The 17,665-nt window shown below is 35.5% G+C and carries 15 protein-coding genes; 5 read left to right on the top strand and 10 right to left on the bottom strand.

Annotated features, from left to right (window positions below):
• Nucleotides 1-427: 427 nt before the first annotated feature.
• Entirely contained in the window at nt 428-1,810 is a 1,383-nt protein-coding gene (gene hisS, locus LUA90_RS11860; RefSeq protein ID WP_231491053.1) for a histidine--tRNA ligase, read from the bottom strand.
• 266 nt (nt 1,811-2,076) lie between these two features.
• Here hisS and LUA90_RS11855 point away from each other — a divergent pair, with 266 nt between their 5' ends.
• A complete protein-coding gene (locus tag LUA90_RS11855; RefSeq protein WP_231460487.1) occupies nt 2,077-3,135 on the top strand; it encodes a nucleoid-associated protein in 1,059 nt (352 codons plus the stop codon).
• A 680-nt stretch (nt 3,136-3,815) separates the two neighbouring features.
• The gene (locus LUA90_RS11850) at nt 3,816-4,379 is read left to right on the top strand and encodes a transposase (protein WP_231491052.1); all 564 of its coding nucleotides are present in this window, start codon (nt 3,816-3,818) and stop codon (nt 4,377-4,379) included.
• A gap of 212 nt (nt 4,380-4,591) precedes the next feature.
• Here LUA90_RS11850 and LUA90_RS11845 read toward each other — a convergent pair whose 3' ends face one another.
• The 6 genes from LUA90_RS11845 to LUA90_RS11820 are packed head-to-tail and all read right to left on the bottom strand — an operon-like array spanning nt 4,592 to nt 10,666.
• Nucleotides 4,592-5,938: a DUF58 domain-containing protein gene (locus tag LUA90_RS11845; protein WP_231491051.1), complete on the bottom strand. Its 1,347-nt coding sequence runs from the start codon at nt 5,936-5,938 to the stop codon at nt 4,592-4,594.
• An 18-nt stretch (nt 5,939-5,956) separates the two neighbouring features.
• Nucleotides 5,957-6,934, bottom strand: coding sequence for a MoxR family ATPase (locus tag LUA90_RS11840; RefSeq protein WP_231491050.1), 978 nt, complete (start codon nt 6,932-6,934; stop codon nt 5,957-5,959).
• Entirely contained in the window at nt 6,934-8,109 is a 1,176-nt protein-coding gene (locus tag LUA90_RS11835) for a DUF4350 domain-containing protein (protein WP_231491049.1), read from the bottom strand. Before LUA90_RS11835 ends, LUA90_RS11840 begins: the two co-directional genes overlap by 1 nt.
• Entirely contained in the window at nt 8,106-8,807 is a 702-nt protein-coding gene (locus LUA90_RS11830; RefSeq protein WP_231491048.1) for a DUF4129 domain-containing protein, read from the bottom strand. Before LUA90_RS11830 ends, LUA90_RS11835 begins: the two co-directional genes overlap by 4 nt.
• 28 nt (nt 8,808-8,835) lie before the next feature.
• Nucleotides 8,836-9,714: a hypothetical protein gene (locus tag LUA90_RS11825; RefSeq protein WP_231460482.1), complete on the bottom strand. Its 879-nt coding sequence runs from the start codon at nt 9,712-9,714 to the stop codon at nt 8,836-8,838.
• A gap of 1 nt (nt 9,715) precedes the next feature.
• Nucleotides 9,716-10,666 carry a stage II sporulation protein M gene (locus LUA90_RS11820; protein WP_231460481.1) on the bottom strand — a complete coding sequence of 317 codons (951 nt, stop codon included), beginning with the start codon at nt 10,664-10,666 and terminating at the stop codon, nt 9,716-9,718.
• A gap of 142 nt (nt 10,667-10,808) precedes the next feature.
• Between LUA90_RS11820 and LUA90_RS11815 the strand changes: the two genes are divergently transcribed.
• Nucleotides 10,809-11,552: an RDD family protein gene (locus tag LUA90_RS11815; RefSeq protein ID WP_231460480.1), complete on the top strand. Its 744-nt coding sequence runs from the start codon at nt 10,809-10,811 to the stop codon at nt 11,550-11,552.
• 5 nt (nt 11,553-11,557) lie between these two features.
• On the opposite strand, the gene LUA90_RS11810 is transcribed toward LUA90_RS11815, so the two are convergent.
• The 3 genes from LUA90_RS11810 to LUA90_RS11800 all read right to left on the bottom strand — a co-directional run bounded on the left by LUA90_RS11810 (nt 11,558) and on the right by LUA90_RS11800 (nt 14,245).
• Nucleotides 11,558-12,283: an SGNH/GDSL hydrolase family protein gene (locus tag LUA90_RS11810; RefSeq protein ID WP_231460479.1), complete on the bottom strand. Its 726-nt coding sequence runs from the start codon at nt 12,281-12,283 to the stop codon at nt 11,558-11,560.
• A gap of 567 nt (nt 12,284-12,850) precedes the next feature.
• Nucleotides 12,851-13,579, bottom strand: a complete 729-nt coding sequence (gene lipB, locus LUA90_RS11805; RefSeq protein WP_231460478.1) for a lipoyl(octanoyl) transferase LipB — start codon at nt 13,577-13,579, stop codon at nt 12,851-12,853.
• Nucleotides 13,580-13,594: 15 nt separating this feature from the next.
• Nucleotides 13,595-14,245 carry a 4'-phosphopantetheinyl transferase superfamily protein gene (locus LUA90_RS11800; protein WP_231491047.1) on the bottom strand — a complete coding sequence of 217 codons (651 nt, stop codon included), beginning with the start codon at nt 14,243-14,245 and terminating at the stop codon, nt 13,595-13,597.
• A gap of 72 nt (nt 14,246-14,317) precedes the next feature.
• On the opposite strand from LUA90_RS11800, the gene dcd reads away from it, so the two are divergent.
• Both dcd and LUA90_RS11790 read left to right on the top strand, forming a co-directional pair.
• A complete protein-coding gene (gene dcd / locus LUA90_RS11795; RefSeq protein ID WP_231460476.1) occupies nt 14,318-14,854 on the top strand; it encodes a dCTP deaminase in 537 nt (178 codons plus the stop codon).
• A gap of 84 nt (nt 14,855-14,938) precedes the next feature.
• On the top strand, nt 14,939-17,629 hold the full coding sequence (locus tag LUA90_RS11790) for a TonB-dependent receptor plug domain-containing protein (RefSeq protein WP_231491046.1): 2,691 nt from the start codon (nt 14,939-14,941) through the stop codon (nt 17,627-17,629).
• Nucleotides 17,630-17,665 lie beyond the last annotated feature (36 nt).

The raw sequence follows: 17,665 nt of genomic DNA, 5'->3' as shown, positions 1-17,665 counted from the left end.
CTTTAGACAATATTCATTGCGAAATACGAAGCATCTTGGCTTAAAGACCTTCCAATAATTGCCTTTAAAAATATTTGAAAACGTTATTTCAGTAATTCTTCGGTAATTTCAGTCCCGCTTTCCTTTACAAGTCCGCACTCGTTCCTCGCTTACGGGCTTTTCAACCAATCGGGTTTAAGAACGAAGGTTTTTGGCTAAAGCCGCTAAGTGCTTAATATAAAACAGGCAGCTAAAGCAGCCTGCAATGAATGCCTTGTTATCTATTTTGCAGTGCTAATAAACTTGCAGACATTAATTGCCGTTGGTTTCAACCAACGGATAATAGTATAGGTAATTAATACACTAATATATTCGCAATGACGACCGTTTTTACAGAGGGACAAATTTTTTTAAATGGCCTGTGTCTTCACAGATCATTTATTAATTTCTATTTCAATAAATCCATAATGGCTAAGGCCGTCATTTTTTTCTGCTCGCCACTTTGCATATCTTTTAAAGTAAGCTCGCCGCTTGCAATTTCATCGCCACCAATTAACACCACGTAAGGTATTTTTTTTGCATCCGCGTACGACATTTGTTTTTTCAGCTTTGCTGATGTTGGGTAAAGCTCTGCAGCAATGCCAGCAGTTCTAAATTGTTGCAGAATTGGCAATGCAAATCGTTCAGCTTCATCATCAAAATTGCTGATTAAAACCTTTGTTCCAACTTCTGCAGATGCCGGGAATAAATTCAGTTCTTCTAAAACATCATAAATTCTATCCGCTCCGAATGATACACCAACGCCGGTTAAATCTTTTAAACCAAACATGCCGGTTAAATCATCATAACGGCCACCGCCACCAATGCTGCCCATAGCAACTTCGTTAGTTTTAACCTCAAAAATACAACCAGTATAATAATTTAAGCCTCTTGCTAGTGTAATATCGAGTTCTAATTTTGCAGTTAAAGGTAAAGTGTAAGATATAAGGCTTTCTACATATTCAAAAACCTGCTCAATTTCAGCTATGCCTTTTAATCCGGTTTCTGATTCTGCCAATACAGTTTTTAAGCTGGCCAGTTTCTCCTCGTTATTGCCTTCAAGCAATATTACCGGACGAAGTTTTTCTAAATCAGTTTCGGTAAAACCACGTTCCAATAACTCTTTACTTACACCATCCAAACCAATTTTATCAAGTTTATCTATGGCAACAGTCATGTCGATAATTAAATCTGGTTTGCCAATAATTTCGGCAATGCCCGATAAAATTTTACGGTTATTAATTTTTATATTGAAATCCTTTAAACCTAATTTGCTTAAAGCTTCATCGTAAATTAAAATAAACTCAGCCTCATTTAATAAACTTTTTGATCCAACCACATCAACATCGCATTGGTAAAATTCGCGGTAGCGACCTTTTTGTGGCTTATCTGCACGCCAAACGGGTTGTACCTGGAAACGTTTGAAAGGAAGTGTGATGTCGTTTTGGTGCATTACAACGTAACGAGCGAAAGGAACGGTTAAATCGTACCGAAGGGCTTTTTCAGATAGTTTTGATGTTGCCAGTTGTGAGTTGCGTGTTGCCAGTAATTGCTCATCGATTTTACTCAAATAATCGCCGCTATTTAAGATTTTAAATATCAGTTTATCACCTTCATCGCCATATTTTCCGGTTAAGGTAGAAAGGTTTTCCATGCTTGGTGTTTGAATTTCTGCATAACCATATTTCCTGAAAACCGTTTTAATGGTATCGTAAATAAAGTTGCGTTTCACCATTTCTACAGGAGAAAAATCGCGGGTACCTTTTGCTAAACTGGGCTTAATAACTGACATAGCCGCAAAAGTACAAAAAGGTTTATTAACCACAGAGATTTTAAAATAGACTATCTGTAAATTAAAATGGGAGATTTGCCTAATCACCCGTTGTTTTTTAAACCCGGTAGTAGAGGATACCGGCCTGTGCTTAAGGCCTGCGGGCGTATGAGCGAATAACGGGGCTACAGCTGCCAAGAATTACTGCTGAAACATTTTCAAATTATTATAAAATTTTAAAAAATCTGCATCTTTCTTTCCCATGGCTTTTACTTACTTTTGCCGCCATGATTTCATTTTTCGAAGCTTCGTTAAAGCAACTTTCTATACACCATACCGGCAATAAATTACTGGAAGAATATTACAAACTATCTGACGCACCTTTAAAAATTGAGGACGAAATTTTGGGTAATTTATTAATGCAGTATTTTTTAAAGCCTTTTGAAAAGGTGAATGAAGTTTTTCGCTTTTACCATCCGAGTGATAATTTGCAATTGAACGAAGTGTACCATTTTGCGAATGAGATTTTTGAAAATAACTCGCTTTTTCACGAAAATTCGGAACAGCTGGCAAAACATTTATATGATGTGGCGAACCATCCGAAAATTAAATCGGGCGAATTATATGTTGCCTATTTCGAAAAAGTGCAGATTGAAGGCGAGCAGCTTGATGTTTTAGGTATTTTTAAATCGGAAAATAAAGATACTTATTTGAAGGTTTACCCTGAGCAAGACGGTTTTAATGTGAGCTACGAGCAAGAAGCCATCAATATTAATAAATTAGATAAAGGTTGTTTGATTTTTAATGTTGAGAAAGAAGAAGGGTTTAAAATTGTTGTGCTGGACCAATCTAAGAGCAGCAATGATAGCGCAGTTTATTGGAAAGATGAGTTTTTGAAACTGAAAATTAGAAACGATAGTTATAACCAAACCAACAATGTGTTGGGCGTTTACAAAAACTTTGTAACTCAAAAGCTTGATGATGATTATGAAATAAGTAAAGCTGATAAGATTGATTTGCTTAACCGTTCGATGAAATATTTTAAGGAAAAGGAAACTTTTGATATTGAAGAATTCGGAAATGAGGTTATTGGTAATGCCGAAGGAATAGAATCTTTTAAAAACTACAAGAAAAATTACGAGGAGGAATATGAAAGTCCGATTGCGGATAGTTTTGAAATTGCCGATGCCGCGGTTAAAAAACAAGCTCGGGTTTATAAAAGTGTTTTAAAATTGGATAAGAATTTTCACATCTACATTCATGGAAATAAAGAAATGATTGAGAAAGGTTACGATGATGAAAAATCTATGAACTATTATAAAGTTTATTTCAGGGAAGAGGAGTAGTTCTGTTTAGTAGGTTTTTTAGGATAATTTTTATATGCAATTCTGTTTGTGAAGACACGGACCATGGTTAGGTTTGCATATATAATCTAATCTCTGCACCTCGGTCTGTGTCTCCACAGACCGAAATGTTGCAGGGAATTGCCCGATAAAAGTCATTAATAATTAATTTGTAATGGTCTGTGGAGACACAGACCATGGATTTGAAACATTTAGTTGTTTTAATTTTTTGCTGCACCTTGGTCTTTGTTTCCGCAGACCGAAATGTTGCAGGGAATTGCCCGATAAAAGTCATTAATAATTAATTTGTAATGGTCTGTGGAGACACAGACCATGGATTTGAAACATTTAGTTGTTTTAATTTTTTGCTGCACCCTGGTCTTTGTTTCCACAGACCGAAATGTTGCAGGGAATTGCCCGATAAAAGTCATTAATAATTAATTTGTAATGGTCTGTGGAGACACAGACCATGGATTTGAAACATTTAGTTGTTTTAATTTTTTGCTGCACCTTGGTCTTTGTTTCCACAGACCGAAATGTTCGTGGGAATTACCCGGTAAATGTCATTAATAATTAATTTGTAATGGTCTGTGTCTCCACAGACTGAAATAGTTAATAACAATCCTTCACTCAATTCTGTAAGAAGGATGTCTTTATAACCAAACTAAATATTAAATTTAAATATGCCTATCAAAGACTTATTTAAACAACGGCGCAATTCTGCAATGAATTTAGGCCAAATATATTTTTGGACAAGTACAATTAAAGATTGGAGCTGTGTATTAACCGATGATATTTATAAGCTAATCATTTTAAACTCATTAAAAGAGCTTATTGCAAGAAGAACCATCAAAATTTACGGATACGTTATAATGCCTAATCATATTCATATCATTTGGGAAATGCTGCAAATGAATGGCAAAGAAATGCCACACGCTAGTTTTACGAAATTTACCTCGCATAAAATAATTGAGGATTTAAAATTTAGAAACCTAATCTTACTCCAAAAATTTATTGTTAAGGAGTCAGATAGAAATTTCAGATTATGGCAAAGGGATTCACTAGCTATCTTAATTGATTCAAGAGATATGTTAGAGCAGAAATTGGATTATATTCATAAAAATCCATTACAAGAAAGGTGGAATTTAGCTCAGATTCCCGAAGATTATTTATGGTCTTCTGCGAAATTTTATATGAATGAAATTGACCCTTTCGAATTAATTTCTGATTATAGAACAGTTTTTTAAGAGGAAATAATTATCGAAAAGGTCTTTAAATTACTGGATGGTCTGTGAAGACACAGGCCATGGATTGGGTTACAGAGTAAATTTAATTTCGACTCGCCGGTCTGTGTCTCCACAGGCCGAAATGTTCCTGGGAATTACCCGATAAAAGTCATTAATAATTAAGTTGTAATAGTCTGATTCTCCACAGATTATGGGTTTAAATATTTAGTTTTTTAAATTTTTTGCTGCGCTTTTAATGCCAAGTATTGATTGATTACACTAATGGTTAATTTTTGCGGCGGAGTTAAAATTGATAAAATGCCACATCTGTTTAACTCTTTAACCATTAATTTCTTTTCGTAGATAAACTTTTCTGCTATGGTTTTATGGTAAATACCTTCGATATCTTTGGCGGGTTTGTTACTTAAACTTTTTAGCTCGGTATTTTCAAAAAACACCACTAAAAGCAAATGATATTTTGCTACCCTTTTAAGGTAAGGCATTTGCCTTTGCAAGGCAGATAAACTTTCAAAATTTGTGAAGAAAACCACAAGACTACGCTGTTTTATTACCGAACGGATAGTGCTGTAAAGCGCCTCCATATTGCTTTCTAGATAACGGGTTTTCTCTTTATAAAGCACTTGCATTATGTGGCTAAGCTGGGTTGATTTTCGCTCAGCCGGCACAATTGTTCCTATCGTTTCTGATAACGTTATTATTCCTGCTTTATCTTGTTTAAGCATGGCGACTTTTGATAGCGCAACGGTTGCATTAATGGCGTAATCGAGCAGACTCAAACCTTCGAAAGGCATACGCATTACTCTCGATTTATCGATTATGCAGTAAATATTTTGCGAACGCTCATCGGTATAAGTATTAACCATTAAACTATTTTTTCTAGCCGTAGCTTTCCAGTTTATGGTTCGGATGTCGTCGCCACCAACGTAATTTTTAATCTGGTCGAACGCTGTACTTTGTCCGATTTTGCGGATTTTTTTTACACCAAACTCGGTTAAATGATTAGAGGCGGCCATTAATTCATATTGGCCTAAATTTATAAAGGACGGATAAACCGGAAGGATTTTTGAGCCATCAAAATTAAATCTGCGGCTAACCAAACCTAATGCTGAGCTTACGTAAACCCTTATAAAACCAAAATCGTATTCGCCACGTTTTGTTGGCCTTAAATTGTAATGGATAGATTTGATGTCTCCGGATTTTAAACTTAATCGAAAATCTTTATCGCGTAATTGAAACTGAAAAGGAACTTCATCTATCACCCGAAGATTTACCCCAAAACCATATTTGTTTTTAAGCTCAATTTGAATCGGATTTTCATCGCCATTGCTTAATCTTTTCGAAGTTAATCGGCTTGCTTCAATTCCATTATTTATTCGATAAAGAATTACGATATTCAAAATCAATAAAATAAAAACAACACCAGTAAAAATTTCAGGAATTTCGCCCAACCAGTTAAAGAAAAACTTTAAAATAAATAACAATACACAGGTTGCCAATGCGGCAAATAACCTGTTGCTTAGAAATAAATTTTTATAATACTGTTGGAATATGTTTTTCAATTGGTTTTTGAGCTTAACTTATCTTGGAACTTCTATTCTTTTAATAATTTGATGAACAACGTCGGTTGTTGTAATGCCTTCCATTTCTTTTTCTGGCGATAAAATAATACGGTGTGCCAAAACCGGAACGGCAACGGTTATAATATCATCTGGCGTAACAAAATCCCGGTTTTGTATTGCAGCCAGGGCTTTTGCACTATGAATAATGGCCAACGAAGCTCGTGGTGAAGCACCCAAATATAAGGATGGGTTATTGCGTGTTTCATTAACAATTTTTGCAATAAATTCAATAAGTTTTGGTTCTACAAATAAACTCCGAATGGTTTCTCTGGCCGACTTAATTTGCTGAACCGATAAAACTGGTTTTACTTCATCAAGCAAGGTTTTGTTTACCAAGCTATGCTGCTTCATCAAAATCTCCGTTTCTTCTTCCAAGGATGGATATTTAACTTCAATTTTAAATAAAAACCTATCCAGTTGTGCTTCGGGTAAGCGATAAGTGCCTTCTTGCTCAATCGGGTTTTGCGTTGCCAAAACCATAAAAGGCTCTTCCATCAGGTAAGTTGTACCATCAATGGTAACCTGGCGTTCTTCCATTATTTCGAAAAGTGCAGATTGTGTTTTGGCAGGGGCACGGTTAATTTCATCAACCAAGATAATATTGCCAAAAATTGGACCTTTTCTAAATTCGAAGTCGCCGCTTTTGGTATTGAAAATTGGTGTTCCTAATACGTCAGAAGGCATTAAATCGGGTGTAAATTGCACCCTCGAAAATTGTGCATCAATTGATTTTGCCAATAATTTTGCACTCAGGGTTTTGGCAACTCCTGGTACGCCTTCAATTAAAATATGTCCGTCAGAAAGCAAGCCAACAATTAAAAAATCGATAACCTGTTTTTGCCCGATAATAATATTGCTAAGTACCGAGCGAATGTGATTTACGGCATCAGTTAATGCTGATAAATCTGTACGTTGATTAAATTGTTCCTCTTCCATTAGGTTTTTGTGTTTTTATAAAAATCTTCTATAATCTGGTTTAAGCCAATTAATTCTGAATCGCTGTAATTTTTAAGCGTTGGAATTTGAGTAATGTAGCGTGTTAGCGATTTCGCCATCGCTTCATTAATACCGGTTTTTTGCATCAGGGTAATTGCAAAAGCGCTGTCGATTTCATTTGTTCTGATGTAATATCGGCTTCGTAAATGCTCTAGCAGATAACTTATTTTCTTTTGAGCGATGTCAAGATTGTTATGCTCGTGGTAATATACGCTACCTACAACCTGGGCATATTCTACAGATGTGTTCGTGTAGGGATCTGCAATCGGGATTATTCTCTGTCTTCTTTTTATATCATAAAAAACAAAAAGCAGCAAACTAAAAATACACAGATAATAAGCATATTTTAATTCAGGATGTTTAAAAAATACCCTTAAAATATTAGTTTCTCCGGCATCAACAATGTTGTAGTAATCATCAAAAATTAAAGTGTTTGTACCTTTTAAATAACTCAAAGTTTTGGCAGCATATTCAGGACCATATTTATCGAGCATATTACAGTTGCTGTAAAAGCCTGGCCCGGCAATTACATAAAGAGCACCTTTACCAAAATTATAACTGATAAAATTTGGTTTATTGTTCGCATCAACACCCAATACTGTTGCTTTTGCAGTATCTATACTTCGATAATATTGATTGCCAATGCCTTTATCAAAACCATAATTTACAACTGTTTTTAAGGCCGGATTTGTAAAATTTATTGAACTGCCATCCTTATTGAAATTATAAGCAGTTTTTATTTTTAATGCTTCCTCTGCATGATTACCCAAGGTGTAACTGGCAATAAACACTTTGTTTCCAGCGCTTGTAAACTTCTTTATCTGCTCAAAATCGACTTTTGTAATTTTTATTTGCGGCGCAATAATTAAATAGCTTGCATTAGTATAATTTTTGCCTTTTAGTGTGTTGTAAATTGGCATAGCCGATGCTTGCTTTTTTACGCCCGGCAAAACATCCTGAAGTTGGTTGTACAGAATATACGTTCCGTAAGGAATTTTGCTCTCTTTTTTATAAGATGGAGACCAATCTGTTGGTGTTGGCTTATTAAACTGAGCAATAAGATAAACCAATATCAGTATTAAGCCAATGGCAAAATATATTTTATAACCCTTCATTTTATTGCCGAGTTAAACTGGTTAAAAGATTGGTTAATTGGCTCGAATTTATTTTCATCAACAGGGAAATCTCCATACCAGATATAATCAAAGTGGTGTGTAAGCTTTCCGAATTCCGATTTCAACTCTGGTTTATTAATTTCTGTTAGGTAGTTATAATTGGTTTTCTCTGGTTTCCAATCAATGATGTTGGAGTCGCTTAATTTTTTTAAAGTTTTTAAATACAACAGCCTCACCGCAAGACGATATTTTCCTCGGTCGATTAGCTTTTGAAGCTCTTTTTCGTAGTCAATTTCATGGATATTTTCATTTAAAACATCGTATTGAAGAATGGTTTCTTTTGATTTTTTACTAAAAATATTTTCTGAGCCAATTATTTTTACGATGATGTAAACCAAAATGGCTATGCCGATGATAATGAAGAAATATTTTGAGCCAGGTGTAGAACCTGCAGTGGTTATTAACCTCGAAACCATTTGCCAAAACCACATCCAAAACCTATCCCACAGAGATAAATCTCGTGTTTGAGCTTCATCATATTTAAATTCTTTTTGTTCTTCATAGGTTTCAATTGCTTTTTTATCAAAAGCTAAGGGCGAAACTTTACTGCTATCTATTTTTACAGCTAGCTGTGGTTTTGGTTTATTATTTTGCGCAATAGCCTTCGCTCCTGCAAAAAGCAATAGAAAACAAATCAAGAATTTAAAAACCAATTTTAGCATGCGCTTAATATTCTTCGGGGCGGTAATCAACTGGTTTTTCTTCGTTTCCAAATGTAGAGATACGCTCCATTAAGCCAGCGCTTTCCTTTTGCTCAACCAAACTAAAGTAAGATAGTGCTATGGTAATGATGGGTATAACGGTACACACCTGGCAAAGGTATTGTAAAACTGTGCTCAGCATTGTAAATACTAACGACATTTGTGGCTTGCTGCCCGAAAATAAGCCAAGCATGCTAAATAATGTGGTGGGCAAAACTACAAATGACATGCAAGCGTATACAATTATCCAAATGATAAACAGCGTACCGAAAGTTATCCAAAAGTTATCCTTTATTAATTTGAAACTTCTGCCAAAGGCGTAGCCTAAAGTTCCATTTTCGATAACAATAATGGGGAAAACCAGCGAAATGATTGGTAAGAGCCAAAAACCAGGTAGTAAGCAAAAAACAAAGCCAACAACAAGCAGTAGGCCTAATAAAAGTGAACTGCCAAATACTCTAAAGAAATAATATTTAATATAGCCCCAAACTTCATCGGTAGTTGGTGTTTGGTTACCTTTTTGTACATAAATTGCTATATATGATAACGTCGTAACCGTAGTGCATGCATAACCCGCTAAGGAGAATAGTATTGCCATGAAATATTCTACGCCATATAATTGCGACCTATATCCTCTATTTCTTAATCCATCCATATTATTTATAAAATTTACGGCTTTGTATTGTTGCAACAGCATTGCCAGCATTCCGGCTAATACAAAAAGCCCGCAAAATATATAGTAGGTTTTAATTAATGGTTTAAAATTTTGTCGGATAAAGGTGAACGTATCATTAATTATCTGGCCGAAATCGCGTATTTTCTTAAATTCAATTTTATTGAGCATATTAATTTAGTTGTGTTTGCAGATAGATTTTTTTAGGATAAATAAAAACATACCAGATTATAAAAGCGGCAGAGCCGATTAATATAGAACCACTTAATGTCCAGTGCATTTCGGTATGTCGGGTAATAAAACTCTCAAAAAATGCGGCAACTATGAATATTGGTACAAGTCCGAGCACAATTTTTAAACCATCTTTAGCGCCTTTTAAAACAGATGCCATTCTGGTATATGTTTTTGGAAACAGGAAGCTATTGCCTAAAACTAAACCTGCAGCACCGGCCAAAACGATTGCCGATATTTCTAAAGTTCCATGAATCCAGATTACTAAAACCGATTGAATACCTAAACCTTTGCTAAAGAAAAAGTATTGAAACGAACCAAGCATTACCCCATTTCTAAATAGTGAAACAATGCTTCCGAAAGAGAAAATTATGCCTAAAACGTAGGTGTACAAAGAAACGAAAATGTTGTTAGCGCCAATCTGGATAAACATAAGCACTGGGTTTTGTTGTTTATAAACGCCAAATGGGTCGCCCTTTGCAATGTTATCATTCGTCATATTTACATAACCATCGCCTAAAATTAGTCTGATAAATGTATCATCATATTTTGCCGAAATAGCGCCAATTGCACAAGAAACTAAGAAAAAGGCCAATGCGTAAAAAACCTGCTTTCTATGTTGGAAAAAGAGCAATGGAAGTTCAGTTTTCCAGAATGTTAGAAAGCGGTTTGATTTTTCCTTCTTATTTTTATAAACCGAACTGTGAAGTTTTGAGGCTAAGCCATTTAAATAAGCTGTAGTTTTCGAGTTTGGATAAAAAGTTTTGGCGTAGGCTAAATCATTTGTTATTTCCGTAAAGCGATCGGCCAATTCATCAGGACTAGCCTGTTGCAAATCATTAAATCGTTGCCACTTTTCGGTATTTTGTTTAACAAATAAAGCTTCTCTCATGAATAGCTGCTCAAATCTGTGGTTAAAATAGTTTAATTTTTTTCCCTAACAAAATATAAAGCAAATGCTTAATTATTTTACAGATGAAAAAATTACGTTTGTTAAACTACTATCTATCCATAAAAAAAATTATGTTTGAGACATGGAATCCATTATAATTAGCACTGCTCAAAACGTTGATATTGAATATGAAATTGCTGGATTAGGCGAGCGCATTGCCGCCAGACTAATAGATCTTGCTGGTTTTGCTGTTTTATATATTGTGGTTTTAATTTTAATGGTAGCCGCTCAATTTAGCACCTCTGGTAATGTTTCTATCGTATTAATAATTTTATTTGCGGTTATTTTTATTTTTTACGATTTGGTTTGCGAAATGATGATGAACGGGCAAAGCTTCGGAAAGAAAATTATGAAGATAAAAGTCATTAGCCTTGATGGCGGCCAACCAACTTTTGGACAATATTTAATGCGATGGATTTTCAGAATTGTTGATTTTGGTGTGTGGTTTGGTTGGGGTGTTGTTGCACTAATTTCGGTGGCGGTAACCGAAAAACACCAGCGTATTGGAGATAAACTAGCGAAAACAACACTGATTAAAACCGTACCAAGAACAAAAATTGATAATGTTGCTTTTAGCTTTTCGCTGCCTGAAGATTACCAGCCAACTTTTAAAGAGGTTTTGCATTTAAACGATAGAGATGCAGAACTTGTTTATGAGGTGTTGACGGGTTATTACACCACTGGAAATCCGGATTTAATTTATGCCATGTCTGCGAAGATTAAAAACCACATGGCTGTAAATCTTCCTGCCGGGATGAATGAATTACAGTTTTTAGAAACCGTTATGAAGGATTATAAACATGTTACCGCAAACATGAATGTTTAGTGGATTTATTTAAGCACGCTAGATATTTTCGGCTCGAGTGCAGATGCCCAATTGCTGTACATTTTGCCACTTGGGTGTAAGCCATCGCTTGCAACAAGTGTTAAATCGTTTGCAGCCATCCGTGAGCCAGGCGTAATATTGGTAAAACTTACGCCAGTATCATTAGTTATTTTTTCAGCAGCGCTGTTAAAAGCGTCAATTTCTTTTGCAATAGCATCTGCAGATTTAAAGCCGCTTTTGGCAAAAGGAGTTACACCCCAATCCGGAATTGAAACTACAAAAACCCTTGCTTTTTTTCCACCGGCAAAACCAATAGCGGTTTCCAACAGCTCACGAAATTCTTTTTTATAGGTTTCTAAACTATAACTTCGGTATTGGTTGTTTACACCAATAAGTAGCGTAACGAAGTCGAATTTTTGAGAAATTTTTGCTTGTGCTATTGCGCCTTGAAGTTCATCAGTTGTCCAGCCGGTTTTGGCAACTATTTTTGGGTTTTCAACCGTAAAACCGTTTTTAACTAATAAATTTTTTAGCTGATAGGGGAAAGAATCATTTTGTTGTACTGCCTCGCCAATGGTATAAGAATCGCCCAAGGCCAGGTAGGTAAATACGCCTGTAGTATTTTTGGTTACTAATGAATTGTCGGTCGAATTTTTTGCAGGCATCGTTTTTACTTTAGTGCATCCCGAAGATAGAAAAGAAAATAAAATGACGCTTAATAAAATTTTCATAAGGCAATTTACGGAAAAGGAGCTTATGTGGTTTTAAGTTATTCTGTGATTTCGAACGTTGATAGCGCAAACTGCTCATCGAAACCTTTTCTTTCTTTTATAAAAATTTCTCTTCTTAAAATAAAGATGTTATTCTTTTTTTAATTAGAAGCGCAATGTCTGTGATTCTTTGGTTGGGTTCTGTCCCGCCAATGCTGCAATCTTTAAACAACTTCTGTGTTGCTGCGGCACGAAGCAGCTATTTCATTGTTTGGAGACCCAATAATTTCAAGGTTACTGCAATTAAAGTATTTCCGCTTATGTCGGGGCTATTTTTAAAGCATGTACAAACTAACCCAAAACCGAATCGAAAAATTCTTTATGGCTTTCATCTATTAATCCGTTTGTTGAAACCAACGGCAATGAATATTTGGCATTATGCGGGCTTTAGGCGGAAAACTTTGTTCTTAAACCTGATAGAGCCAAATAGCCCGGAGCGAGGCACGAGCGAGGACTATAGGCGATAGCAGGGCTGTAAGCCGCCAAATGAACAGAACCTTACATTTTCAAAATAAAAAACGTAGAAAATTAAATCAGTTTCATTTTAAAGAGTGCAGCAATATGATTTTTTAGTTTCTTCTTTACGTCTTCAATATCGGGTTTGTAGCCCAGCTCATGGGCTAAAGATGTAACGGCTTTATCATCAATACCGCAAGGAACTATGTTTTTAAAATAATCTAAATCTACGTTAACATTAAAAGCAAAGCCATGCATGGTAACCCATCTGCTGCAACGAACGCCCATTGCGCAAATTTTGCGGGCTTTTTCATTATCGGCATCTAGCCAAACGCCGGTGTAGCCATCGTATCGGCCACTTGCAATACCATAATCTTTTAGTGTCAAAATTACCGCTTCTTCAAGCGTTCGGAGGTATAAATGAATATCGGTAAAGAAATTATCTAAATCTAAAATCGGGTAGCCAACAATTTGGCCCGGACCATGGTAAGTAATATCGCCACCGCGATTTATTTTGTAGTAAGTGGCTTGCTTATCTTTAAGTCCTTGCTCATCTAAAAGCAAGTTTTCCGGATGCCCGCTTTTGCCCAGTGTGTAAACATGCGGATGCTCGTTAAAGATAAGATAGTTTGGAGTTGGTAAATTTGTACCATTAACGCGGTTTTCGCTTTTAATGGCAACAGTTTTATTTAACAAATCTTCCTGTTTATCCCAGGCTTGCTGGTAATCTGTTAATCCCCAATCTAAAAATTGTGTTAAAACTAACTTATCCGTATTATTTTGCTCGCTTGCCTCTTTCATTTTTCTTTTAACGGATTAGTTTTGCGCAGCTTGTACATAGCCAACCATATATCCATCTGCCGTTTTAAAATAGTTTACGGTTAATTCGCGGGTGCCGGTTGGTAATTCTACAAGCGCATTTAAACTGCCTGCACTTTTTAACTTAAACGGTTTGATGTGTATATGTGCTTTAAATTCAAGTACTTTTTTGCCGTGCCACTTGTAAATGGCTTCCTTTGCACACCAACATACGTAAAGTCCTTCGGTATTATCGCCAATTTGCCTTTGGGCAAGCTCAATATCGTTTAAAAACTTATGCTTAATGCTTTTTATTTTATGTTTTATCAGCTCAATATCTACGCCTACCGCATAATCTTTGCTAATCATAACAGCCGCATAATCGTAAGAGTGGCTTAAAGAAATTTTGTAATCGAAGTTTACCAGATAAGGCTTTCCATCTTCATCAAATTTACAATCTATGTACTCTGCAGTATTTAGTAAGGTACGAAGTAGCAAGCGGGTGCTTAACCAATGCAGCAATCGTTTTCCATTGTTTAAAGATGAAATGATATCAAGTTCGTGCTGTTTTAATTGTAACCCGGCTAAGAGTTGCGCTTCCGTTTCCTCAATTTTCCAGATGGCCAGAACAGAATGTTCATCGATATTTTTATTATAAACTATTGGCATTTATAAAATTGAAATTTAACATGCAAAATTATCTTAAATAAATGATAATTTAGGCCAAAAATACGCATAAAAATGATATTATCTGATAAAAGGATTTTAGAAGAAATTGAAAAGGGAACGATAATAATTGAGCCTTTCGATCGCAGTTGCTTAGGTACCAATTCGTACGATGTACACCTTGGAAAATATTTGGCAACGTATAAAAACCGGGTATTAGATGCCAAAAAACATAATGAAATAGAGCATTTCGAAATTCCGAAGGATGGTTTTATTCTGCATCCGGGTACCTTGTATTTAGGTGTAACTTTAGAGTATACAGAAACGCATAGCCATGTGCCATTTTTAGAAGGTAAAAGCAGCACCGGAAGATTAGGTATCGACATTCATGCTACAGCAGGTAAAGGCGATGTTGGTTTTTGCAATACCTGGACATTAGAAATTTCTGTTGCGCAACCTGTAAAAGTTTATGCAGGTATGCCTATTGGGCAATTAATTTACTTTGTTGTAGAAGGCGATGTAGAAACGATGTACAACAATAAAGGCAATGCAAAATATAGCAATAAAACAACTAAACCGGTAGAAAGTATGATGTGGAAGAATAACTTTTAGCGCTTTCTATTTTCATGTAAAATTCATAATTATATGCCTCAGGTTTTGTACCTTGAGGCATATTTTATTTATAAACTACGCCAGATGAAAATCAAAATCTCGCTCCTGCTCGGTTTTTTTGTTGTGCTTTTAGGTTTCGCAGCATTTAAATTGGATGATGATCCTTTTACGCAATTGCTTAAAAAGCTAGAGGATTATTCTGCCAAGTATCCTCAGGAAAAAGTATACCTGCATTTAGATAAACCTTATTATGCCATAGGCGATGATATATGGTTTAAAGCCTACACCGTTAATACCAAAACCCTCGAGCCATCTCAAATCAGTAAAATTTTATATGTAGAACTGATTAATGAAAAAGATTCTTTAAAACGACTGATTAAGTTGCCCATAATTGGCGGTATTACCTGGGGCGATTTAAAACTTATAGATTCGCTTGGCGAAGGTAATTATCGAATCAGAGCCTATACCAACTACATGCGCAATTTCGGAACAGATTTTTTCTTCGATAAGAATATTAAAATTGGTAATGGTTGGGCGAATAAGGTTTTCACTTTTACGCAGTATACATTTAGTAAAGAGAATAGCGCAGATAAGGTAAACGCAACGATAAAGTTTGAAGATAAAGACGGAACGCCTTATAAAAATAATGAGGTAAATTACGAGGTGCAACTGGATTATAGAACAGTTGCTAAAGGCAAAGCCACAACAAACGACGCTGGAGAAGCAAGCGTAAGTTTTACCAACAATCAATCTTTTCTAAATAAAAAAGGAAAAATTGTTGCCACCATTACTTTAGATAATAAGCAAAAGATTGTTAAGTCTATCCCAATTACTTCAACAAGTAATGATGTAGATGTACAATTTTTACCTGAAGGTGGCGCAATGGTTGAAGAGCTGCCACAAAAAATTGCGATTAAAGCCATAAACGGTGCTGGGTTGGGCGAAGATATTAAAGCAAAAATTGTTGATGACACCGGCTTTGAAGTAATGAGCCTGGCCACTACACATTTAGGTATGGGAAGTTTCGTTTTAAACATGCAGCCAAACAAAGCCTATACTGCAAAAGTTACCTTTAAAGATGGTTCTCAAAAAGATTTTAAATTGCCTTTAGCGCTAAAGAGTGGCAATGCTTTATCTGTAAATAATTTAGATACAGGAAAGGTTACTGTAAAAATTATGACCAGCGCCGACAGGATTAATGGTGATGAATTGAAGATTGTGGCACAACAAGGTGGTAATATTTACTATGTTTCAAAAGCTAAAGTAGATAAACAGTTATTAACAGCTACAATTTCTAAAAGCAAATTGCCGGCTGGTATAATACAGTTTACTTTGTTTTCAAATGATAATACGCCTATTGCAGAACGATTAATCTTTAATAAAAATAGAGGCGATATAATTGATTTAAAAGTAAATTCAGCTGAGGTTTCTAACTTAAAGAGAGGCAAATCAACAATTAGTTTTAATGCCTCTAATAAACAGCAACCTTTAATCGGCAGTTTTTCTGTAGCAGTTACCAATACCAACAAAGTTGCTCCTGATGAAAATAATGAAAGTAACATTTTCGCAAATCTATTGCTTACTTCGGATTTGGCAGGTTTTGTAGAAAAGCCAAATTATTACTTTTTAAAGGATGATGTTACAACTTCAAAAAACTTAGATGATTTGCTCTTAACGCATGGCTGGAGAAGGTTTTTGTGGAGAAACGTAATCAACAATGTTGGTCCGGCATTAACTTACAAAGCTGAACAATCAACTTCAATTAGTGGTACGGTTACAAAAGGAGGCAAGCCTGTTCCGAATGGAAAAGTAATGATAATGGCTACAAAAGGTGGCTTATTTATCCAAGATACAATTACAAATGCCGAAGGTAAATTTAGCTTTGATAATTTAGAATTTAACGATAGTGTAAGGTTTGTGGTGCAAGCCAGAACGAAAACAGATAGAAAGTTTGTAGAAATTAAACTTGATGCCGTACCCAATCAAATCATTACCAAAAGTAAAAATGGTGCCGAAATTGATGTAAATGTTAACAATACTTTGATGAAATATATTAAAGAAAGTGATAATTACTTTAATGAAATGACCAGGTTAGGGTTGCTGGAAAGAACTATAAAACTAAACGAAGTTACGGTAACGGAGCAGCGAAATCCAGCAAAAAACTCTGCTAATTTAAATGGCGCTGGTCGTGCAGACTTTATCATAACTGCAAAAGATTTATCGGCTTGTGTTATGCTTTCGCAATGTTTAAACGGAAGAATTCCATTTGTAATTTGGCGAAACGGCATCCCTTATTCAACAAGAAGTCAAAATACACCTATGGCTGTAGTGGTTGATGGTATGAATGTAGAGCCTGATTTTTTAGATATTCTTAATGCTAATGACGTTGAAACGATTGAAGTGTTGAGAACGCCTGCTAATACAGCTATTTATGGAAGCAGAGGCGCTGGTGGCGTATTAATTGTGACTACAAAACGTGGTGGAAGTGATAATTTAGCAAGTGTATATGCACCAGGTGTAGTAACAGTAAATCAAAAAGGCTTTTCTATTTCCAGAGAGTTTTATGCTCCTAAATATGACGATGCAACAAATAGCACAAGAGCTGATTACAGGAGCACAATTTACTGGAATCCGCAGGTGGTGAGCGATAAGGAAGGTAAAGCATCATTCAGTTTTTATAATGCAGATGAACCCGGAACTTACCGCATGGTTATAGAAGGCATTGATGCTGAAGGCCATTTTGCCAGGTCGGTATCAACATTTGATGTAAAATAGCAATATCAAATACTCTATTGGAGAGTATTATCTTAA

Origin of the sequence: Pedobacter sp. Leaf170 (assembly GCF_920984665.1) — a bacterium.
In the GTDB taxonomy this organism is placed as follows: Bacteria; Bacteroidota; Bacteroidia; order Sphingobacteriales; family Sphingobacteriaceae; genus Pedobacter.
The sequence above is the reverse complement of the archived record's forward strand: the minus strand, read 5'-3'. Positions and strand labels throughout refer to the sequence as shown.

Coding starts and splice junctions, on each gene's coding strand:
- hisS (WP_231491053.1), bottom strand. CDS start 1,810: ATGTCAGTTATTAAGCCCAGTTTAGCAAAAGGTACCCGCGATTTTTCT.
- LUA90_RS11855 (WP_231460487.1), top strand. CDS start 2,077: ATGATTTCATTTTTCGAAGCTTCGTTAAAGCAACTTTCTATACACCAT.
- LUA90_RS11850 (WP_231491052.1), top strand. CDS start 3,816: ATGCCTATCAAAGACTTATTTAAACAACGGCGCAATTCTGCAATGAAT.
- LUA90_RS11840 (WP_231491050.1), bottom strand. CDS start 6,934: ATGGAAGAGGAACAATTTAATCAACGTACAGATTTATCAGCATTAACT.
- LUA90_RS11835 (WP_231491049.1), bottom strand. CDS start 8,109: ATGAAGGGTTATAAAATATATTTTGCCATTGGCTTAATACTGATATTG.
- LUA90_RS11825 (WP_231460482.1), bottom strand. CDS start 9,714: ATGCTCAATAAAATTGAATTTAAGAAAATACGCGATTTCGGCCAGATA.
- LUA90_RS11820 (WP_231460481.1), bottom strand. CDS start 10,666: ATGAGAGAAGCTTTATTTGTTAAACAAAATACCGAAAAGTGGCAACGA.
- LUA90_RS11815 (WP_231460480.1), top strand. CDS start 10,809: ATGGAATCCATTATAATTAGCACTGCTCAAAACGTTGATATTGAATAT.
- LUA90_RS11810 (WP_231460479.1), bottom strand. CDS start 12,283: ATGAAAATTTTATTAAGCGTCATTTTATTTTCTTTTCTATCTTCGGGA.
- lipB (WP_231460478.1), bottom strand. CDS start 13,579: ATGAAAGAGGCAAGCGAGCAAAATAATACGGATAAGTTAGTTTTAACA.
- LUA90_RS11800 (WP_231491047.1), bottom strand. CDS start 14,245: ATGCCAATAGTTTATAATAAAAATATCGATGAACATTCTGTTCTGGCC.
- dcd (WP_231460476.1), top strand. CDS start 14,318: ATGATATTATCTGATAAAAGGATTTTAGAAGAAATTGAAAAGGGAACG.
- LUA90_RS11790 (WP_231491046.1), top strand. CDS start 14,939: ATGAAAATCAAAATCTCGCTCCTGCTCGGTTTTTTTGTTGTGCTTTTA.